The sequence below is a fragment of the Arthrobacter sp. 92 genome, assembly GCF_050260325.1.
Classification (GTDB): Bacteria; Actinomycetota; Actinomycetes; order Actinomycetales; family Micrococcaceae; genus Arthrobacter.
Genome location: NZ_CP189863.1, coordinates 938,331 through 955,319, shown reverse-complemented (window position 1 = coordinate 955,319; position 16,989 = coordinate 938,331). Strand labels below are relative to the sequence as shown.

15 protein-coding genes, 1 pseudogene and 2 riboswitches are annotated in these 16,989 nt (G+C 65.2%); of the genes and pseudogenes, 4 read left to right on the top strand and 12 right to left on the bottom strand.

Going from position 1 to position 16,989, the window contains the following annotated elements:
• Positions 1 to 103 precede the first annotated feature (103 nt).
• From fdhD to ACP4XC_RS04405, 9 genes are all read right to left on the bottom strand, one after another.
• Complete coding sequence (gene fdhD, locus ACP4XC_RS04445; RefSeq protein ID WP_427173660.1) at positions 104 to 976, bottom strand: formate dehydrogenase accessory sulfurtransferase FdhD; 873 nt, start codon at positions 974 to 976, stop codon at positions 104 to 106.
• Positions 977 to 1,057: 81 nt separating this feature from the next.
• Complete coding sequence (locus ACP4XC_RS04440; protein ID WP_427173659.1) at positions 1,058 to 2,599, bottom strand: molybdopterin molybdotransferase MoeA; 1,542 nt, start codon at positions 2,597 to 2,599, stop codon at positions 1,058 to 1,060.
• Positions 2,596 to 2,946 (bottom strand): DUF6457 domain-containing protein, encoded by a 351-nt coding sequence (locus ACP4XC_RS04435; RefSeq protein WP_427173658.1) that lies wholly within the window; start codon positions 2,944 to 2,946, stop codon positions 2,596 to 2,598. Before ACP4XC_RS04435 ends, ACP4XC_RS04440 begins: the two co-directional genes overlap by 4 nt.
• A 53-nt stretch (positions 2,947 to 2,999) precedes the next feature.
• A complete protein-coding gene (gene mobA, locus ACP4XC_RS04430; RefSeq protein ID WP_427173657.1) occupies positions 3,000 to 3,692 on the bottom strand; it encodes a molybdenum cofactor guanylyltransferase in 693 nt (230 codons plus the stop codon).
• A 118-nt stretch (positions 3,693 to 3,810) separates the two neighbouring features.
• Positions 3,811 to 4,311: an HNH endonuclease gene (locus tag ACP4XC_RS04425; RefSeq protein ID WP_427173656.1), complete on the bottom strand. Its 501-nt coding sequence runs from the start codon at positions 4,309 to 4,311 to the stop codon at positions 3,811 to 3,813.
• A gap of 248 nt (positions 4,312 to 4,559) precedes the next feature.
• Positions 4,560 to 5,321, bottom strand: coding sequence for an NlpC/P60 family protein (locus ACP4XC_RS04420; protein WP_427173655.1), 762 nt, complete (start codon positions 5,319 to 5,321; stop codon positions 4,560 to 4,562).
• Positions 5,322 to 5,479: 158 nt separating this feature from the next.
• Positions 5,480 to 6,166: a C40 family peptidase gene (locus ACP4XC_RS04415; RefSeq protein WP_427173654.1), complete on the bottom strand. Its 687-nt coding sequence runs from the start codon at positions 6,164 to 6,166 to the stop codon at positions 5,480 to 5,482.
• Between the two features lie 52 nt (positions 6,167 to 6,218).
• A riboswitch (cyclic di-AMP (ydaO/yuaA leader) is annotated at positions 6,219 to 6,377 on the bottom strand.
• A 148-nt stretch (positions 6,378 to 6,525) separates the two neighbouring features.
• The gene (locus ACP4XC_RS04410) at positions 6,526 to 7,347 is read right to left on the bottom strand and encodes a M23 family metallopeptidase (RefSeq protein WP_427173653.1); all 822 of its coding nucleotides are present in this window, start codon (positions 7,345 to 7,347) and stop codon (positions 6,526 to 6,528) included.
• A gap of 3 nt (positions 7,348 to 7,350) precedes the next feature.
• Positions 7,351 to 7,570, bottom strand: a riboswitch (cyclic di-AMP (ydaO/yuaA leader).
• A 135-nt stretch (positions 7,571 to 7,705) separates the two neighbouring features.
• Positions 7,706 to 8,401: a metal-dependent transcriptional regulator gene (locus ACP4XC_RS04405; RefSeq protein WP_427175012.1), complete on the bottom strand. Its 696-nt coding sequence runs from the start codon at positions 8,399 to 8,401 to the stop codon at positions 7,706 to 7,708.
• Positions 8,402 to 8,731: 330 nt separating this feature from the next.
• Between ACP4XC_RS04405 and serC the strand changes: the two genes are divergently transcribed.
• Entirely contained in the window at positions 8,732 to 9,862 is a 1,131-nt protein-coding gene (gene serC / locus ACP4XC_RS04400) for a phosphoserine transaminase (RefSeq protein ID WP_427173652.1), read from the top strand.
• Here serC and ACP4XC_RS04395 read toward each other — a convergent pair.
• The 3 genes and pseudogenes from ACP4XC_RS04395 to ACP4XC_RS04385 all read right to left on the bottom strand — a co-directional run bounded on the left by ACP4XC_RS04395 (position 9,852) and on the right by ACP4XC_RS04385 (position 12,336).
• Positions 9,852 to 11,189: an MFS transporter gene (locus tag ACP4XC_RS04395; RefSeq protein WP_427175011.1), complete on the bottom strand. Its 1,338-nt coding sequence runs from the start codon at positions 11,187 to 11,189 to the stop codon at positions 9,852 to 9,854. The genes serC and ACP4XC_RS04395 overlap by 11 nt on opposite strands.
• Before the next feature lie 358 nt (positions 11,190 to 11,547).
• A pseudogene (locus ACP4XC_RS04390) lies at positions 11,548 to 11,944 on the bottom strand (DUF3027 domain-containing protein); the annotation flags it as partial.
• 8 nt (positions 11,945 to 11,952) lie between these two features.
• Positions 11,953 to 12,336: a cold-shock protein gene (locus tag ACP4XC_RS04385; RefSeq protein WP_427173651.1), complete on the bottom strand. Its 384-nt coding sequence runs from the start codon at positions 12,334 to 12,336 to the stop codon at positions 11,953 to 11,955.
• Positions 12,337 to 12,520: 184 nt separating this feature from the next.
• Here ACP4XC_RS04385 and ACP4XC_RS04380 point away from each other — a divergent pair, with 184 nt between their 5' ends.
• Genes ACP4XC_RS04380 through ACP4XC_RS04370 form a run of 3 tightly spaced genes read left to right on the top strand, consistent with a single transcriptional unit; the run spans position 12,521 to position 16,965 of the window.
• Positions 12,521 to 12,754 (top strand): hypothetical protein, encoded by a 234-nt coding sequence (locus ACP4XC_RS04380; protein WP_427173650.1) that lies wholly within the window; start codon positions 12,521 to 12,523, stop codon positions 12,752 to 12,754.
• 10 nt (positions 12,755 to 12,764) lie between these two features.
• Positions 12,765 to 15,269 carry a helicase-associated domain-containing protein gene (locus ACP4XC_RS04375; RefSeq protein WP_427173649.1) on the top strand — a complete coding sequence of 835 codons (2,505 nt, stop codon included), beginning with the start codon at positions 12,765 to 12,767 and terminating at the stop codon, positions 15,267 to 15,269.
• Positions 15,270 to 15,309: 40 nt separating this feature from the next.
• Positions 15,310 to 16,965 (top strand): DNA repair helicase XPB, encoded by a 1,656-nt coding sequence (locus tag ACP4XC_RS04370; RefSeq protein WP_427173648.1) that lies wholly within the window; start codon positions 15,310 to 15,312, stop codon positions 16,963 to 16,965.
• Positions 16,966 to 16,989: the final 24 nt, after the last annotated feature.

The following is a 16,989-nucleotide window of genomic DNA, read 5'->3' as shown; positions in this document are numbered from 1 at the left end:
ACCCGCTTCGTTAACTGCTCATTCGCAACCGTGGGAGCGGATCGGCGTGTCCATTCGATGGATAAAATCTACTTCCTCGAACCGCATTAGCCAAGCACTTTCCTTATCCCGGCACGGCGGCCGGAGCCGTGATCCTGTGGCGCCCCGCGTAGACATTCAGGGTTGTGCCGCGGCTGAAGCCGGCCAGTGTCATGCCGCTTGCTTCCGCGAGCTCCACGGCGAGGCTGGACGGTGCGCTGACCGCTGCCAGCACCGGGATCCCCGCGAGCGCGGCCTTTTGAACGAGTTCGAAGGATGCCCGGCCCGACACCTGGAGCACCGTGCCCGTCAGCGGCAGAAGCCGTTCGCGAAGGGCCCAGCCCACGACTTTGTCCACGGCATTGTGGCGTCCCACGTCTTCACGCACGCAGAGCAGCTCGCTGTCACCGTCCTCCGTAATCCGGAACAGTCCTGCTGCATGGACCCCGCCGGTGGTTTCGAAAACCGCCTGGGCAGCGCGCAGCTTGTCGGGCAATCCGACGAGGGTCTCCACAGGCAGTGTCAGAGGGTCCGCTGCCGGGCTGAAATGCGATGACTTCCGGACGGCATCGATCGAATCGGTGCCGCAGATTCCACAGGAACTTGACGTGAAGATATTGCGCCCCCGCTCCGGCAGTTCGACGTCGGGCCTTAGCCGGGCTTCCACCACGTTGAAGGTCTGCACTCCGTTCTCGTCCTCACCGGCACAGAAACGCAGTGACACCAGTTGTTCTGGGGCCCAGATAATGCCTTCCGAAACCAGGAATCCGGCCACAAGGTCGAAATCATCACCGGGCGTCCGCATGGTCACCGTGAACGGAAGGGACCCCAGCCGTATTTCCAGGGGTTCTTCAACTGCCAGCACGTCCTCCCGGTGCCTCACCGGGAACTCAAGGGCCTGGGCTGAACCGTCCAGGACGAACCTGTGGACCTTGCGGCGTTGTGTCATTCGGGCCACGATGTCCTCCTAAATGCCGGGCCGGGACTGGTCATAGAACAATCATTGCAAGCAGTGTGCCGGGGCACCAGCGGGCGGCTGTCAACCAAGGAGTGCGCTCCAGTCCACGGGTCCGTCGCTTCCGGCGGCCTTACGCCCCGGCTTGCGAACGGAAGTTCTGGGTTTGGCCGCCGGTGGGCTCGGTGCCGGAATCGGCGGACCCCAAGGCAGGGCGAAGGCCGGCACCATCTCCCCAAGCTGCACACCGTGGGGAGGAACCACCAGTACGCCATCGGCCGCTGCGAGCCCGCGCATCATGCCGGGGCCGGTGTGTTGTGCCGGGGATGCCATGCCATACAGAAGCCTGAAGGGCATCAGCCGGGTCCGGCCCGGATCGGGTTCGAGCATGGCGCCGCTGGGAACTTCGCCCACCGGCGGAACGCTGCCGTGGCCCAGCGCCGCCAACAGCGGGGCACCGATTGTGCAGAGAGCCATCATGGCGGCGAGGGGATTGCCAGGGAGCCCCAGAATGAAACGCCCGTCCGGCAGTTCGGCCAGGACGGCCGGGTGTCCAGGACGCATGGCGATCCCGTCGATGATCAGCCGCCCACCCAACTCCTCCACGGCACGCCTCAGATGGTCGGTGCCGGATCGGCCCGTCCCCCCGGTGGTGATGACGACGTCGGCAGGTACCGTGGCGTGCTTCACGACGGCTTCCTCCACGCTGCGCTCCTGGGGGTCCGTATCCTCCCGGAGGACCTCTTCCGCGTTCACGTCTTCCAGGTTGACGTCTTCCAGGTTGACGTCCTCCAGGGCAGCGAGCCATTCCTCGTAATCGTCCCCGATTTTCACCTGCCCCGCGTCGATTCCGCCAAGCATTTCCACCACGGCGGCGAGCTGCGGCCCGAAGGTATCCCGGACCTTTCCCGGCCCTGGAAGCCCATCGACCACCACTTCCGATCCGGTCAGAAGGAGCCGAACCACCGGTTTCCCTTGAACCAGGACAGTGTCGTGCCCCGCCAGCGCCGCCAGCGCCAGGTGGGCGGGATTCAACCTTGTTCCGCTCCTGATCAAGACGTCCCCGGCGGCTGCTTCCTCACCCGCCCTACGGATATGTTGCCCGTTGCGGGGGTCCCCGGGGCGTGCGCCACCGCCGAGCACCAGGAGGGGCAATCCTTCCTCGTCCGCGGCGATAACGCCGCTCTCGCTCCGGAGCACCGCCCTGGCGCCGGGCGGAATGAGGCCGCCGGTCACGATGGGGCTGGCTTGGTGGGGGGCGAGCCGGTGCCCGGGCTCGGCCAGGATCCAGGGCCCGCTGCCATTGACAGCCCAGCCATCCATCGCGGACGACGCATAATGCGGTATGTCCTGCAGTGCGGTGACGTCGGCGGCGGCTATACGCCCCAGCGCAAGTCGGAGCGGGACCTGTCCGGCCGGGATCGGGGTCGCGCACTCGAAAGAGGCGGCCCTGGCCTCCTGCCAGCTATGTGCGAGGTGGGTGTGCGCGCCGGAAACGGCGCCCACGCTGCCCTCTTCGGGTTCAGCGTCTTCGAGTTCGTCCTGTTCGGGTTCGTCCTCTTCGGGTTCAGCCCGCGCTGCCGCTTCGTTGGCAGCGCCGCTGCCGTCCGGAGCTGCAGCGGTCATGTCCTGGGATTCCCCTCGACGGACGGTTCCGCCGCGGCCCCGGTACGCGACGTGTCCGCCGGTTCGGGGGTTTGCGGAACGCCGGCATAGTCCTGCACCAGCGCCCTGGCCACTCCCATGGCCGCCTGCATGGACTCCGCATCCGGAACCTGGCCGGAGCCCGATGCCATCCCTGCGGCGAATCCCGCAATAAAAGTCGTCAGTGGAGCCGCCGGGCGAACCACTGCGTGCGCTGCCACCCCAGCCAGCGCGAGCACCTCGTTGATGTCCACCTCGACGCCTTCGAGTTCGAAGGCTTGAAGCAGCGCACGGCACCACTCCTCCAGCGTTTCATCCTGGGTTTTCACGGCGGCCTCCAAAGTTCAATTCCAGCTGCGGTGACACGGCACAGTTCCACAAATCATGAACCCTGCCCGGACACCCCGAGTGCGGAGGCATCGTCCCACGTGTCCACGTCATCCGTGGAGCCTGCGGGGACGGTGACAGCCCGCAGGTCAAGCCTAGCAAGCAAGGCGAAAACAGAGCCTCCTCTTAGGGCGCCGCGCTGCTCCAGCTTACCCGCGGATTCTCTTAGCACGCGCGTGCTATAAAAGCCCGCAAGCGGCTGTTTCCGCCCGTCTGCAGACACGGCGATGACCCCGTCCGAGCCGGTTGGCAAGCCCGTAGCCGCCGTTTCAGGGTGGACGTCTCCACCGGCCGGTCCGTCGGCGGAGATCGCAGGGGCGCGAACATCTGAAGCGGCTGCAAGGAGGGCGCTCCGGAGGGCACGTACCGCGCACTCCGCCCGCGGCATGTCGCACGCCAGGATCAAAGTCAGCTCCGCGCGCTCAGCGCCCAGGCCTCGGTCGAGGGCCGCCAGGCCGGCGGCGATGGCCGCGGCAGGGCCGGCAAAAGGTGGCTCCTCACGGCAGCTCAGAACCCCCGGTGGAAGAGTTCCTGGATCCGGACCCACCACGGCGATGGCCCGTGCACCACGGGCGGCCACAATCGACCGCTGCAAGAGGGTGGAACCCTCATAAACGAGACGCGCTTTTGGCACACCGCCCAGGCGGGACGAGCGGCCGCCCGCAAGGATCACAGCATCAAACTCCACACCGCCAGCCTAACCCTGCACAAGCAGGGCACGATTCATCCGGCCACGTCCAACCGGCCCTGCCGAGCGCCTCAGTCCGCAGAATCCGGTCCGGCGGCCCGAAGCCACACAGCTGAAGTCAGGCCGCTGATTCCGGCAAGAGGAACGGATCCCACGCTGGAGTGGGCTTTTCCAGTTCCTTGATCTGCCAGATCGTGCCATGCGGCGGGGCCGGCACGAACCTTAGCTTCCAGCCCATCTCGGCCGGCGTGTGGTCGCCCTTGACGTTGTTGCAGCGCAGGCATGCGGCAACCAGGTTCTCCCACGAGTCCGCGCCACCGCGCGATTTGGGCTGAACGTGGTCTATGGTGTGGGCGGCCTTGCCACAGTAAGCGCAGCGGTGGCCGTCGCGGCGAAGAACGCCCCGCCGGCTGACCGCCGTGACGGCGTTATAGCGGGGCCGGATGTAGCGGTTTAGGAGAATCACGGACGGGCGGCCCAGAATCTCCTGCGGCCCGACGACAGGATCGTCGCCTTCGGCCACCACGCTCGCTTTTCCGGTGAGCACAAGGACCAGCGCCCGGCGGAAGGTCACTACCGCCAGCGGTTCATATCCAGCATTAAGAACGAGAGTGCGCATGCACATACCTCTTCACGGCCGCACCCGTCAGGGGCTCGAGGGCCGGCTGCCCTCTGCTTGTCCGGGCTATGGATCGACACCACAAGAGTAAACATAGGAGACCCATATCACGTAATCGGGCCGCTCAATCATCGCCGTGTCACCTGAATGTTCCCTCCCGCGGTGGAAAGGAACTGACACTCCGGCACACAAAGAAGGACCCCTGCCGCAAGTGCAGGGGTCCTTCTGGCAGCATCGCTGCAGGGTATTTAGCCGCCGACGCGGATGAAGACCGGGCCGGAGCCCACGTTGACGCTGTACAGCGCGGTGGTTCCGCCGTTCCAGCCGCCGTGAACGGCCATGCCGTTGCCAACGTATACAGCGATGTGGGCCATGCCCATGCCGCCATTCTGGTAGTAGGCGAGGTCGCCCGGCTGTGCTTCAGCAGCGCTCACCGTGCGGCCCAGGGACAGGTAACCGGCCGGCCAGCCGTGGTAGTTAATTCCAACGGCTGCCAGAGCGTTGGTGGCCAGGGCGGTGCAATCCTGGGAAACACCAAGCTGAGCGTAGGCGGCTGCGGCGATTGAGGCGCCGAGTCCGCTGGCCGCTGCTGTTGCCTTCGGGGCTTCCGGAGCGGCGACGGTTGCGGTAGCTGCAACGGCAGGTGCCGCGGCGGGGGCGGGTGCTTCCTGAACCGCAACAACAGGCTTCGGAGCCTCGACGGCGGGTGCCGGGGAGGTGGAGACAGCCGGCTTCTCGTAAGAGATGGCGATGCTGGAAGCAGCAGAGATGTTAGCCGGAGCGGCCGACTGGACTTCCAGGGTGGATGCCGAGGTGGCTTCGCGCTGAACGTTGGTGTCTGCAGCGTTGGCTGCGATTCCGCTGGTCAGGACAAGGCCGGAAGCAGCAGCGATAACCGCTGCCTGACGGCCCATGCCGCCGGCGTTGTCGCCGACAGCCTTGGCAATGACAGCAAGCGAGTTGGTCTTGGTGGCCTCGGCGCGGTGCCGTGCGATCGCACGAGTAGTCATTATTTCTCTCTTTCGTTTTCCTCAGACTGCGATGGCAGGCCGCGGTTTTTGGACGCTCCGGCATCTTGGGGGTAAGCCGGAACGGCCCGAATGGGTGATTTAGCGAAGTGCGCGTGCAGCATGGAAAGCACGCGCGGTTGAGCGGTGTAGCGCGTGCTTTAGCGCATGGTGTAGTACGAAGACGTGCCCGTCGCGGACACCGGAAGCAGCAGGGTGCCGTCGGAGGGGTTCAGCGCGCTGATCATCATGCCGTTGCCGACGTAGACCCCCACGTGGGCGCCGCCGTTTTGCATGACAAGGTCGCCCGGCGCCGGGGTGGCGGTGGGCGTCATGGCGTTCCATGCATTGGTGCGGGGGATGCTGATGCCGGCCTGGGCGTAGACCCACTGGGTGAACCCTGAGCAGTCCCAGCCGTTGGGAGTGGTGCCGCCCCAGACGTAGGGGTGGCCGATGCCGGTGTAGGCGATTGCAGCAAGTCCGGAAGCGGCGGCCGACGCAGCGGCATCGGAAAGCTTGCCCGGTGTGGCAGCCCCCGTGGAGCCTGCATCGGCTGTCTGCGATCCGGTGGACTGTGCCCGAAGCGTTTCAGCCTTGGGCGCCGCCTTCGTGGTCACGGACGGACGCTCGAAGGAAACAGTCGCGGTGGGAGCCGCCGTAACAGCAAGCTCAGCCGACTGTGACCCGGACTCTGTGGACGCTGACACCCCGACGTTGGCATCCGCGGCATTAGCCGGGAGTCCAGCGCTGAGGATAAGTCCGGATGCAGCTGCGATCACGGCAGCCTGGCGACCTACGGTCCCGGCGTTAGCAGTCACAGCCTTGGACACCGAGCTCAAGGGGTTCATACGAACCATTTGCGCGCGATGGCGCGCAGCATTGTGGCGTGAAGACACGAAGGTAGCCTCTCCCAATGCCTACGAGGTGAGCTGTCGGATTCGGATGGGAGTCACCCGGCCACTCGGCTTCCTGGGAAGCTTTGCGACTTAACCCCAAGGTCTTCTTGCGAAGACCAAAATTGGTTCCCCCGCCTCTGCCAGACGATGTCATGCGAACGGACCTTGAGCGGTGGCAGAGTTAGGCAATCCACTCAAGAGCGCCAACTTCGGAAAAGTTGGCGTGCTTCAAACGGTACAGCAGTTGGACGGCAATGTCACATTCAGATCACGGAGTGTCACAGGAATTTGAGAGTTAGCCATCGATTTGCTCAGAGCCAGCCGAGGGGGTCAACGACGTCTCCGTTGACCATCACCTCGAAGTGCAGGTGGCAGCCGGTGGATGCACCGGTGGTCCCGCTCAGTGCGATCACGTCGCCGCGGGAGACCTTCTGGCCCACCTGGACAGAGGATGAGGAGAGGTGGTTGTACGTCGTCTCAAGGCCGTTTCCATGGTCGATCACCACGCGGTTTCCACCGCCATAGGGGTGCCATCCCGCGAACGTGACGGTCCCGCTGGCGGCGGCATGAACCGCCGTTCCACACTGGGCGGCGTAGTCCTGACCGCGGTGGAATTCGCCGGCCCCGCCGGTGATCGGGCTTACCCGGAAGCCAAAGGGCGAGGAAGCAATCATTTGGTCCAGGGGCGGCCCCAAGGTCCCCGACGACGATGCTCGGGTTATGGTTCCGACGGACTGGGCGCTCAGGAGCTGCTTGAGCTTGCCGTCCGGGTCCCCTTTGGTGGAAACAGAAGTGCGGTTGAAATCGATCTTGGCCCCCGCGGCAGCTGAAACTTCCGGCTGGGCTGTGGCCGAAGCTGCCGCGGCGGAATTTCCCGTCTCGGCGGCGCTCAACATGGGACCGGTGGACGGAAGGGCCACGGTCAGGACCAGGCCCGCGGCGGCGAGGGCAATGCCGGCCTTCTGGCCGACGCCGCTCGCGGCGGCGAAGTCGGTCACTTGACTAAACAGAGTCCGGCGTCGGCGCGCATCACGATGGGCGTCACGAGGCCGTTCCGCGGGAGCCTCGCTCACCGGGTACTCCGGGGCAGGACCTGCCGCGCGGCGTCGGCCCCTCACGGTCTGCGTGGTCAAGAATGTTCCTCTCTGGATAGCCTGCGGAGTTAGCTGTCGGATTCGGGTCAGAGAGTTTCAGACCCGGCCCGCGGCCCGCAAGCCGTTCCAGCACAGAGGTATCCCAAGGATTCCTTCGTCGGAGAGGACTTGCGCACTGACGGACTTCACCCCAAGACCGCACATAGCGGCCGCTGGTGGTTCCCCCGCCTCTGCCAGTAGGTGATTCGTGCCGCTGATCCGCTGGCAGAGCTCGGCTCCAGATCAGGTAACGCTTTAGTATCGGCGCTAGTCCCCAACTATAGGGGATAAATCAACACGGTAATAATTCCGTTATCGCCGGTGTGAGTAACTTATGGGTGGTCCTACGAGTGCCGACCTAGCTGACGGTGACGAATACGTGCGCCGCAACCTCCGGCGGCAATTCCAGCGCCCCTTCGATGTCCGGCACCCGCACCGAGATGTACTCCCCCACCCGCTCCAGGGAGAGCCTGGCTCCGGGGCGGATTCCACCTTCTTCAAGCTGGAGCAAGAGCTCCGGTTCCACCTGGATCGGCTCCGCCAAGCGTCTCACCGTGATGCGGGAATCGGATCCGTAGCCGGTCATGGCATCGAGCAGGTTGATCACACCGTCAGTGAACAGTTCGGAAGGCTGACCGCCGAGGGCGGCGAGGCCCGGGATGGGATTGCCGTAGGGGGAAACGGTCGGATGGTTGAGCAGTTCGAAGATTCGCCGCTCCACGCGTTCACTCATGACGTGTTCCCACCGGCATGCCTCATCATGAACGTACGCCCAATCGAGACCGATCACATCTGCCAGCAGCCGCTCGGCGAGCCGATGCTTCCGCATGACCTCCGTGGCGCGTTTCCGGCCGGCCTCAGTGAGTTCCAGGTGCCTGTCCCCGGAAACGACCACCAGGCCGTCACGCTCCATCCGGCCAACGGTCTGCGAAACGGTGGGCCCGGAATGGCGCAGCCTTTCGGCAATCCGCGCTCGGAGGGCCACGATGTTTTCTTCCTCAAGTTCCAAAATAGTCCGAAGATACATCTCCGTGGTGTCGATCAGATCCGTCATCCAGCTCAGCTCCTCGAGCACAATCCTTGCGTCAATCCCACCGTACAGCGTGCGGGGCTGATCATCCGATCCGGTTCGTGAGCCCAAGGCAGCCACCGGGGAGGCCCGGCGCGTGCCGCCGTACGTCATGGACAGCTTAGCCTATTTTGAATTACTCCGGATAATTATCCGGCCCCCGGTGAAGGCCCCGCGGGCCGTCTCAATGACTGGACTATGACGCCCGCCGTTCCCGCCCCCATGCGGCCGTCAGGCAGAATAAAAAGGAAGTCTCCGTTGCAGACACCCTTACTGCCGGGCCTCCCCACGTCCACGCCGAAAATTGGAGCCACTGTGAGCGACACCAGCATCACTATCCCCGCCAACCTCCTGCCCAAGGACGGACGATTCGGCGCCGGGCCTTCCAAGGTCCGCCCCGAGCAGATCGAGGCACTCTCGGCCGCATCGGCCACCCTGCTCGGAACCTCACACCGCCAGGCACCAGTGAAGAACCTGGTGGGTTCAGTCCGTAACGGACTGAGCGAATTCTTCCGCGCCCCGGAAGGATATGAAGTCATCCTCGGGGTGGGCGGCTCCACTGCTTTCTGGGACATCGCCAGCTTCGGTCTGGTGGAGAAGAAGGCGCAGCACCTTTCCTTCGGGGAGTTCGGTTCCAAATTTGCCTCGGCCACCAACAAGGCGCCGTTCCTGGACTCGTCGTCGATCATCACGTCCGAGCCCGGGACCCGACCGGCGGCTCGGGCCGAGGCGGGGGTTGACGTGTACGCGTGGCCCCAGAATGAAACCTCCACAGGCGTTGCGGCTCCGGTCAAGCGCGTCGAGGGTGCCGACGAGGGGTCTCTGGTGCTGGTTGACGCGACCTCGGCTGCCGGCGGCCTGGACGTGAACGTCGCGGAATCGGATGTCTATTACTTCGCTCCGCAAAAGAACTTCGCGTCCGACGGCGGACTCTGGCTGGGCCTCTTCTCCCCCGCGGCGCTGGAGCGCGCCGCCAGGATCAAGGCAAGCGGGCGCTGGATCCCGGACTTCCTGGACCTGCAGACCGCTATCGACAACTCCCGCCTGAACCAGACGTACAACACCCCGGCGCTGGCAACCCTGGTGACCCTGGATGCACAGGTCCAGTGGCTCAACGCCAACGGCGGCCTCGATTTCGCGGCTGCACGCACTGCCGACTCCGCAGGCCGGATCTACTCCTGGGCCGAGGACTCCGGGTTCGCCACTCCGTTCGTGGCCAAGGCCGAGGACCGCTCAAATGTCATCGCAACCATCGACTTCGACGACTCGATCGATGCCGCCGCCATCGCCAAGGTGCTCCGGTCCAACGGAATTGTTGACACCGAGCCGTACCGCAAGCTGGGCCGCAATCAGCTGCGGATTGCCACCTTTGTGGCCATCGACCCCGAGGACGTTGCCTCGCTGCTGGAATGCATCGACTACGTGGTGGGCGAGCTCAAGAAGTAGGTCCTCCGCCTCCGCCTTCGACGGCGTCGTCCGGGCCTCGGCCGGGGGCGGCGCCGTTCCGGGTTATGCGGCCGGACACGAGGTGGAATTGCCGCAATCCGCGGGCACGGCGGTTGAAGGTGATCCGCAGTTCCTTGGCGCGGACAATCCACAGGACGCCGACCGCCGAGGCGATCAGCCCCGAGGCTGCCGCGACGGCCATGGACCAGCGAGGGCCGGCCACGTTGGCGACCCACCCGACCAGTGGGGCGCCGATGGGGGTGCCACCCATAAAAATGGCCATGTAGAGTGCCATCACCCGGCCCCGCATGACGGGGTCCGTGGTGGTTTGGACGTAGCCGTTGGCACTGGTCATCATGGTGATCGCAAACAGGCCCACCGGCACCAGGGCCACTCCGAACCAGAAGTAGCTGGGTGCCAGCGCGGCCAGGCCTGAGGTGAGCCCAAACGCCCCGGCAGCCCCGAAGATGATCCGCAGCCGGGGTTTCTTGCGACCTGCCGATAGCAGGGCGCCCGCCACCGAGCCGATGGCCATGATGGAGTTCATCAGGCCAAAAGCGCTGGCGTCCAGGCCGAACTCGGTGCCGACCATGGCGGCGATGAACAGCACGAAGTTCAGTCCCAGTGTGCCAACGATGAAGACGGCCACCAGCACCACCACAATGTCCGGCCGGAAGCGGACATAGCGCAGCCCTTCCCTGATCCGGCCTTTGCCGGCGCCCGCACGCGGCATGATCCGCAGGGAGGAAGCGGAGATACGCCACAGGCTTACCAGCAGGGCCACAAACGTGAGGGTGTTGATGAGAAAGACCCAGCCCGGTCCAACCGCCACGGTGAGGACGCCTGCCACTGCCGGGCCGATCATGCGGGCCACGTTGAACGATGCGCTGTTCAGTGCCACGGCGTTGGGGAGGTAATCGTCCCGGACGAGCTCGGACACGAACGTTTGCCGCACGGGGGCGTCCACCGCGGAAACCAGGCCCAGTAACAGGGCGAAGGCATAAACGTGCCACAGCTGTCCGGCGCCTGAGATGACAAGAATGCCCAGTCCGGCACTGAGCAGCGCCATGGAGGACTGAGTCAGCACCAGGAGCCGTTTGCGGTTGAAGCGGTCGGCTATCAAACCGGCAACCGGCGCGAGGAAAAGCTGGGGTCCGAGCTGCAGGGCCATGGTGATTCCCATGGCCCCGGCGTCATGATCGGTCAAGTGGGCAAAGACAAGCCAGTCCTGCGCCGTTCGCTGCATCCAGGTGCCGATATTCGAGACCAGGGCGCCGGCGAACCAGATCCGGTAGCTAAGTATGTGCAGGGACTTGAAGGTGGACATCATATCCAGCCTCCATGGTGCATATCCCCGAACCGCACCAACTGCTAGTCAGCCTCGCCGGCGGAATCGTCCAGGTGCCCGTGGGTGTCCGGCGCCTGCCCGTCCAAGGCCCCGGAGTCTGGCTCCTCGTCGTTCCCGGACTCAAGGCTGGGAGCCTCGGCCGCCGCTGCGGCGATGAGCTCCACCGCGGCGCCGTTAACTTCATCGCCGGCGGTCACATCGACCCCGCTTTCTTCCCCTGCACTTACTTCAGCGGCACCTTCTTCAGCAGCACCTTCTTCAGCAGCGCCCGAGTCCGCATTGTCGCCGTCCGCCGCCGTTGCGTCACGCGCTGCGGCACTTTCGCCGGCCCGGCTCTCGCCGAATTCCTCGTCCTGGGCGTCCTCCGGGCGGACGCGTTCCGCCCACGGAACCCACTCAGGCGCAAGGATGGAATCCTCGGAAGGCAGCAGGCCAAGCTCGTTGACCGTGATGAGCTTGGACCGCGAGTTGCGGGTCAGCACTGCATACCACTGCCATCCCTGGTACCCGGCCAGTTTGGACTCAAACAGATGCGTCACCAGGCGGTCCCCTTCGGATTTGGCTCCGAGATGCCGTCCAATCTGCTCGGCCGGCGCTATGCCCTGCACCGCTTCTCGGGCAACGTCCACGGCCGCGGCGAGGACTGCGTCGGGTTTGCCGGTGCGCCACACCGGAACGCCGGCCCGTGGCTTGGCCGCAGGTTTGGGCTCGCGCTGATCAGGTTGCGGAGTCATGGGGCTGCCTAGGCGTCCAGCTCGTCGGCGACCTTACGCAGGGCCACGGCAATGGCCTTGCTCTTGTTGCCTTCGGGGTACTTTCCAGCGGAGAGCGTCCCTGAGAGGTTGTCCAGCACAGTCACCAGATCCTGCACGAGGGGTGCCAGGTCCTTGGGGTTGGCCCGCTTTGCCTTGGCGATGGACGGCATTTTATCAAGGACCCGGAGGCCCAGCGCCTGGGCACCCTTGCGGCCATCGGCCACGCCGAACTCCACCCGAGTGCCGGCCTTGAGCTCGGTTACGCCTTCGGGGAGGGCTGACTTCGGCAGGAATACTTCCTGCCCGTCCTCGCCTGCGAGGAATCCGAAACCCTTTTCCTTGTCATACCACTTGACCTTGCCGGTAGGCACGTAATCAACCTTCTTCGTCGTGAACTTGCTGAGACACAGCCGGCCGTCACCGCGTCCGCATCGATATGCGGGTTCAGAGTATGACTGCCCGGACCATGTTGGTCTGTAACTTCAAGGTTATCCTGCCCGGGCCCCGTTTCCTGCTTTGAAGCGCGGCCATCGCCGCACTGTTAGCGTTACTCCCATGACACCTTCCCGCTACCGGCGGCCGCTGTTGATGGTCGCGGCGGTCATCGCCCTCCTTTCCCTCGCCGCTGTGGGCGGCGTCATGGCCATAGCCTTCTCCGGCGGAGCCGCTCCGGTGTGGGTCACCTGGGTTGCCTTGTACGGTTTGCCACTGGCTTTCCTGCTCATGGTATTGATGGTGCTCGATGGCGTTGCGGCCAGACGCCGGGCAGGAAAGCCCAGCGGGCGGTAACGTTGGACTGATGTCCCTTATCCGCGCGCTGAGCAAAGAGCTGGAGGCACGCAGCGACAAGTCGTTGCGGGCCCTGTTCGCCGCGCGGCCGGACCTGATTTCCCCCGGCGTTCCGGATTTTGCCGCCCTGGCGGCGCGGGCGAGTTCACGGGTCAGCGTTCAACGCGCCCTAGAGCGGCTGAACCGGCCACAGATGCAGGTTTTGGAAACGCTGCACCTGTGCACCAATACGGACACCGCCCACAGCGCCTGTGCCGCGGTGCTCAAGAAATTGATCTGCGGCGCATCCTTGGCCTCCATCGAACGGCTGCTCCACTCACTCGAGGAGCTGGCCCTGATCCACCGGGCCGATCCCCCGCACGGCGTCGTGGAGCCTCCGGGGGCAAGGCAACGGTACTACCTTCCGGTGGGGAGTCTCCGTGATGTAGTCGGCATCTACCCCGCGGGACTGGGCCGCAGCTACACGGAACTCGTGCGCCTGCAGCCCGCGTTCGCCCAACGCGTGGTGCAACTGGTGTCGGAGCTTCACCACAGCGGCGTCTCCATCCACCCTGCCACCACTCCAATGGAGGCGGCCTTGTCGCTGCAACACTGGACGTCGACGCCCGCTGCGCTGCAGTCGATCCTGTCCACTGCGCCGGAACGCACGACGGCGCTCCTCGCCAGGTTCGGCAATTGGGCCATGGGCGCCGTTCCCCAGGCGCAAAGGCGGGCCTCCGTCCTCAACGAGGGTCCCGACGTCGGGCCCGTTGACTGGCTTCTGGCCAGGGGACTCCTGGTCCCCCTGGACGCCGCCCACGTGGAGCTTCCACACAGCGTCGGCATTTCCCTTCGCGGCGGTCACGTGATCGAGGACTTCACCCTTTCTCCCCCGGTGCCCAAGCTGGGCCACACCACGGCTGCGCTGCGGAGGAATGCGGCGCTCGGTGCCATTGCCGAGACCCTGCGCCTGGCCGGTGAGCTGTTGCATTTTGTCCGCGAGCAACCGCTCACCACCTTGCGCAGCGGAGGGGTTGGTGTCCGGGAGATGAAACGCCTGGCCGACGCCCTCCGGATTGACCTGCACAATGCCGGCCTGATGGTGGAACTGTGCGCCTTGGCGGGGCTCATCCGGCTGGACGTTGACAGCTCCGCCTGGGTCCAGCCGGCCCAGCTGGAGTGGCTGACGCTCCCCCGGCAGGAACAGTGGCTGTGGCTGGTCAACGCCTGGCTGGCCAGTGAGCGTGCCCCCTCACTGGTGGGGCAACCCGTCACCGCTCCGGGTGCCGTCGCCGCTCCCCATCGAGCGGCCGCCGGCAATACCATCAACGCCTTGTCCGCGGAAGCTCAGCGCCCGGACGCACCTGTGGTCAGGAAAAGAATTCTTGAAATCCTCAAGGAGCTTACGGATGAGGCATCGGCAGCGGACGGACAGGCGCCCGTGCTGGACGCGGCTGCGGTGCTGCAGCGCGCCGAATGGATCCAGCCCAGAATGGCCAGGCGATTCAGCTCCTTGATCCGCGGAGTCCTGTCCGAGGCCGAAATGCTTGGCCTGATCGGCTCGGGGGCCCTGAGCCAGCTGGGTGCCGCGATCGCTGCTGAGCGGCCCGAGGATGCCTTGGATATCCTCGGCGAACACCTCCCTGCCGAGTTGAACCACGTGCTCCTCCAGGCCGACCTGACCGCGGTGGCACCGGGCTACCTGGCCCCGGGACTGAGCGAGAAGCTCCAGATGATGGCCGACGCCGAGGGCCAGGGACCCGCCACCATCTACCGCTTTTCGGTCGCCTCCGTGCGCCGGGCGCTCGACGCCGGCCAGGACGCGGCCACGCTCCTGGGCTTCCTCAGGGAGCACTCGGCCACGCCTGTCCCCCAGCCGCTGGAGTATCTCGTGGAGGACACCGCATCCCGGCATGGCCGGCTTCGGGTGGGCCCGGCCTCCAGTTTCATCCAGAGTGATGATGAGGCCGCCCTTCTCGAACTCATGCACGAGGCCAACGCATCAGTCCTGGGGTTGATCAGGATTGCGCCTACGGTCCTGGTCTCGCACACTGCGCCCAGGGAAACAGCGCAGGTGCTCCGGAGCCTGGGCCTCTCGCCCGCCTTGGAGGAAGCGGAGTCCGCGGTGGTCCGGCTGCGCCGCGGCACCGCCGTCGCCGGCAGCGGCAGCGGCCGTCCGGTTTACAGCGCACCTCGCACCGCCCCGGCGGAGGCCGACATCGAAGCGCAGCTTGCGGTGCTCCGCAGTGGCAAGCCTGCTCGCGGGAGCGCCCGGGAACACCACAGCGCTGAGTCCGGCACGGGTGAGGAGGCCACCCAGATCGGGCTGGAGACGCTGCAGAAAGCCATCAGGCTCAAACAGGCTGTCACCATGAACGTGGTGGACGGCGAAGGGAATTCCAGCCGGGAGACTGTTGTTCCGGTATCTGTCAGTGGTGGCCGGGTCAGGGTTTTTGACCCCACCCGGGACATCGAACGGGTGGTCTCCCTCCACCGGATTATCGACATTGAGGCGGCAGAGGAATTACGTCAGTGATGAGCATGACCCGGGAACGCCCCCTGAAGGCGCGGACACCGTGACCGATGGCCCCCTGATTGTCCAAAGCGACAAAACCATCCTGCTTGAGGTAGACCATGAGCAGGCCACCGAGGCACGGCACGCCATCGCCGCATTCGCCGAGCTCGAACGCGCACCCGAACACGTGCACAGTTACCGTCTCACCCCGCTGGGGCTCTGGAATGCCCGCGCGGCAGGCCTGGATGCTGAGCGCGTCTTGGACACACTGCTGAAGTATTCCCGATTCCCTGTGCCCCACTCGCTGCTGATCGACATCGAGGAAACGATGTCCAGGTACGGCCGGCTGCGGCTGGAGAAGGATCCACAGCACGGACTGGTGATGCGCACCAATGACTACCCCGTGCTTGAGGAAGTCAGCCGCGCGAAGAAAATTCAACCCTTGCTGGGCCCACGCATTGATGCCGAGACCGTCGTGGTGCATTCCTCCCAGCGGGGCCAGTTGAAGCAGCTGCTGCTCAAGATCGGCTGGCCGGCTGAGGACCTCGCCGGCTACGTTGACGGAACTCCGCACCCCATCATGCTGAACGAAACCGGCTGGAAACTCCGCCCGTACCAGAAGCTGGCCACGGAGAACTTCTGGGCCGGCGGCAGCGGGGTGGTTGTGCTTCCCTGCGGTGCGGGCAAGACCCTTGTAGGTGCCGCGGCGATGGCGACGAGTTCCACCACCGCCCTCATCCTCGTGACCAACACGGTTTCTGCCCGGCAGTGGAAGGACGAACTGATCAAGAGGACGTCCCTCACCGCGGAAGAAATCGGTGAGTACTCCGGTGCGGTAAAGGAGGTCAGGCCTGTCACCATCGCCACGTATCAGGTCCTGACCACCAAGCGTGGCGGGCTCTATCCGCATCTGGAACTCGTGGACGGCCACGACTGGGGTCTGATCATCTATGACGAAGTCCATCTCCTGCCGGCTCCGATTTTTCGGATGACGGCGGACCTCCAGGCGCGGCGGCGGCTCGGTCTGACCGCGACGCTGGTGCGTGAGGACGGCCGCGAAGGCGAAGTGTTCAGCCTGATCGGCCCCAAGAGATATGACGCGCCCTGGAAGGACATCGAGGCTCAGGGTTACATTGCCCCCGCGGACTGCGTGGAGGTCCGGGTGGACCTTCCTCGCGATGAGAGGGTGGCCTATGCGATGGCGGAGGACGCGGACAAGTACCGGTTGTGTTCAACCTCGGAAACCAAAACGCTCTTGGTGGAACAGCTCGTGGAACAGCACCGGGGCGAGCAGCTCCTGGTCATCGGACAATACATCGACCAGCTCGACGAGATTGGCGAGAGGCTCCAGGCACCCGTCATTAAGGGCAACACTTCGGTCAAGGAACGTCAAAGGCTGTTCAACGCCTTCCGAGCGGGCGAAGTCCAAACCCTGGTGGTCTCCAAGGTGGCGAACTTTTCCATCGATCTCCCTGAGGCGTCGGTGGCCATCCAAGTGTCGGGTTCGTTCGGGTCCCGGCAGGAGGAGGCCCAGCGGTTGGGCCGCCTCCTGCGCCCCAAGCAGGACGGCCGGGCCGCCCGTTTCTATTCGCTCGTTGCACGGGACACCCTGGATCAGGACTTCGCGGCGAAGCGCCAGCGGTTCCTGGCCGAACAGGGCTACGCGTACCGGATCATGGATGCGAAGGACGTTGGAAGAAACCCTTCCGCTCCGTAGCGTCGCCGCGATGCAGGCAATTCA

Coding starts and splice junctions, on each gene's coding strand:
- ACP4XC_RS04440 (WP_427173659.1), bottom strand. CDS start 2,599: ATGACCGCTGCAGCTCCGGACGGCAGCGGCGCTGCCAACGAAGCGGCA.
- ACP4XC_RS04425 (WP_427173656.1), bottom strand. CDS start 4,311: ATGCGCACTCTCGTTCTTAATGCTGGATATGAACCGCTGGCGGTAGTG.
- ACP4XC_RS04420 (WP_427173655.1), bottom strand. CDS start 5,321: ATGACTACTCGTGCGATCGCACGGCACCGCGCCGAGGCCACCAAGACC.
- ACP4XC_RS04415 (WP_427173654.1), bottom strand. CDS start 6,166: ATGAACCCCTTGAGCTCGGTGTCCAAGGCTGTGACTGCTAACGCCGGG.
- ACP4XC_RS04405 (WP_427175012.1), bottom strand. CDS start 8,401: ATGACGGATCTGATCGACACCACGGAGATGTATCTTCGGACTATTTTG.
- ACP4XC_RS04395 (WP_427175011.1), bottom strand. CDS start 11,189: ATGTCCACCTTCAAGTCCCTGCACATACTTAGCTACCGGATCTGGTTC.
- ACP4XC_RS04380 (WP_427173650.1), top strand. CDS start 12,521: ATGACACCTTCCCGCTACCGGCGGCCGCTGTTGATGGTCGCGGCGGTC.
- ACP4XC_RS04375 (WP_427173649.1), top strand. CDS start 12,765: ATGTCCCTTATCCGCGCGCTGAGCAAAGAGCTGGAGGCACGCAGCGAC.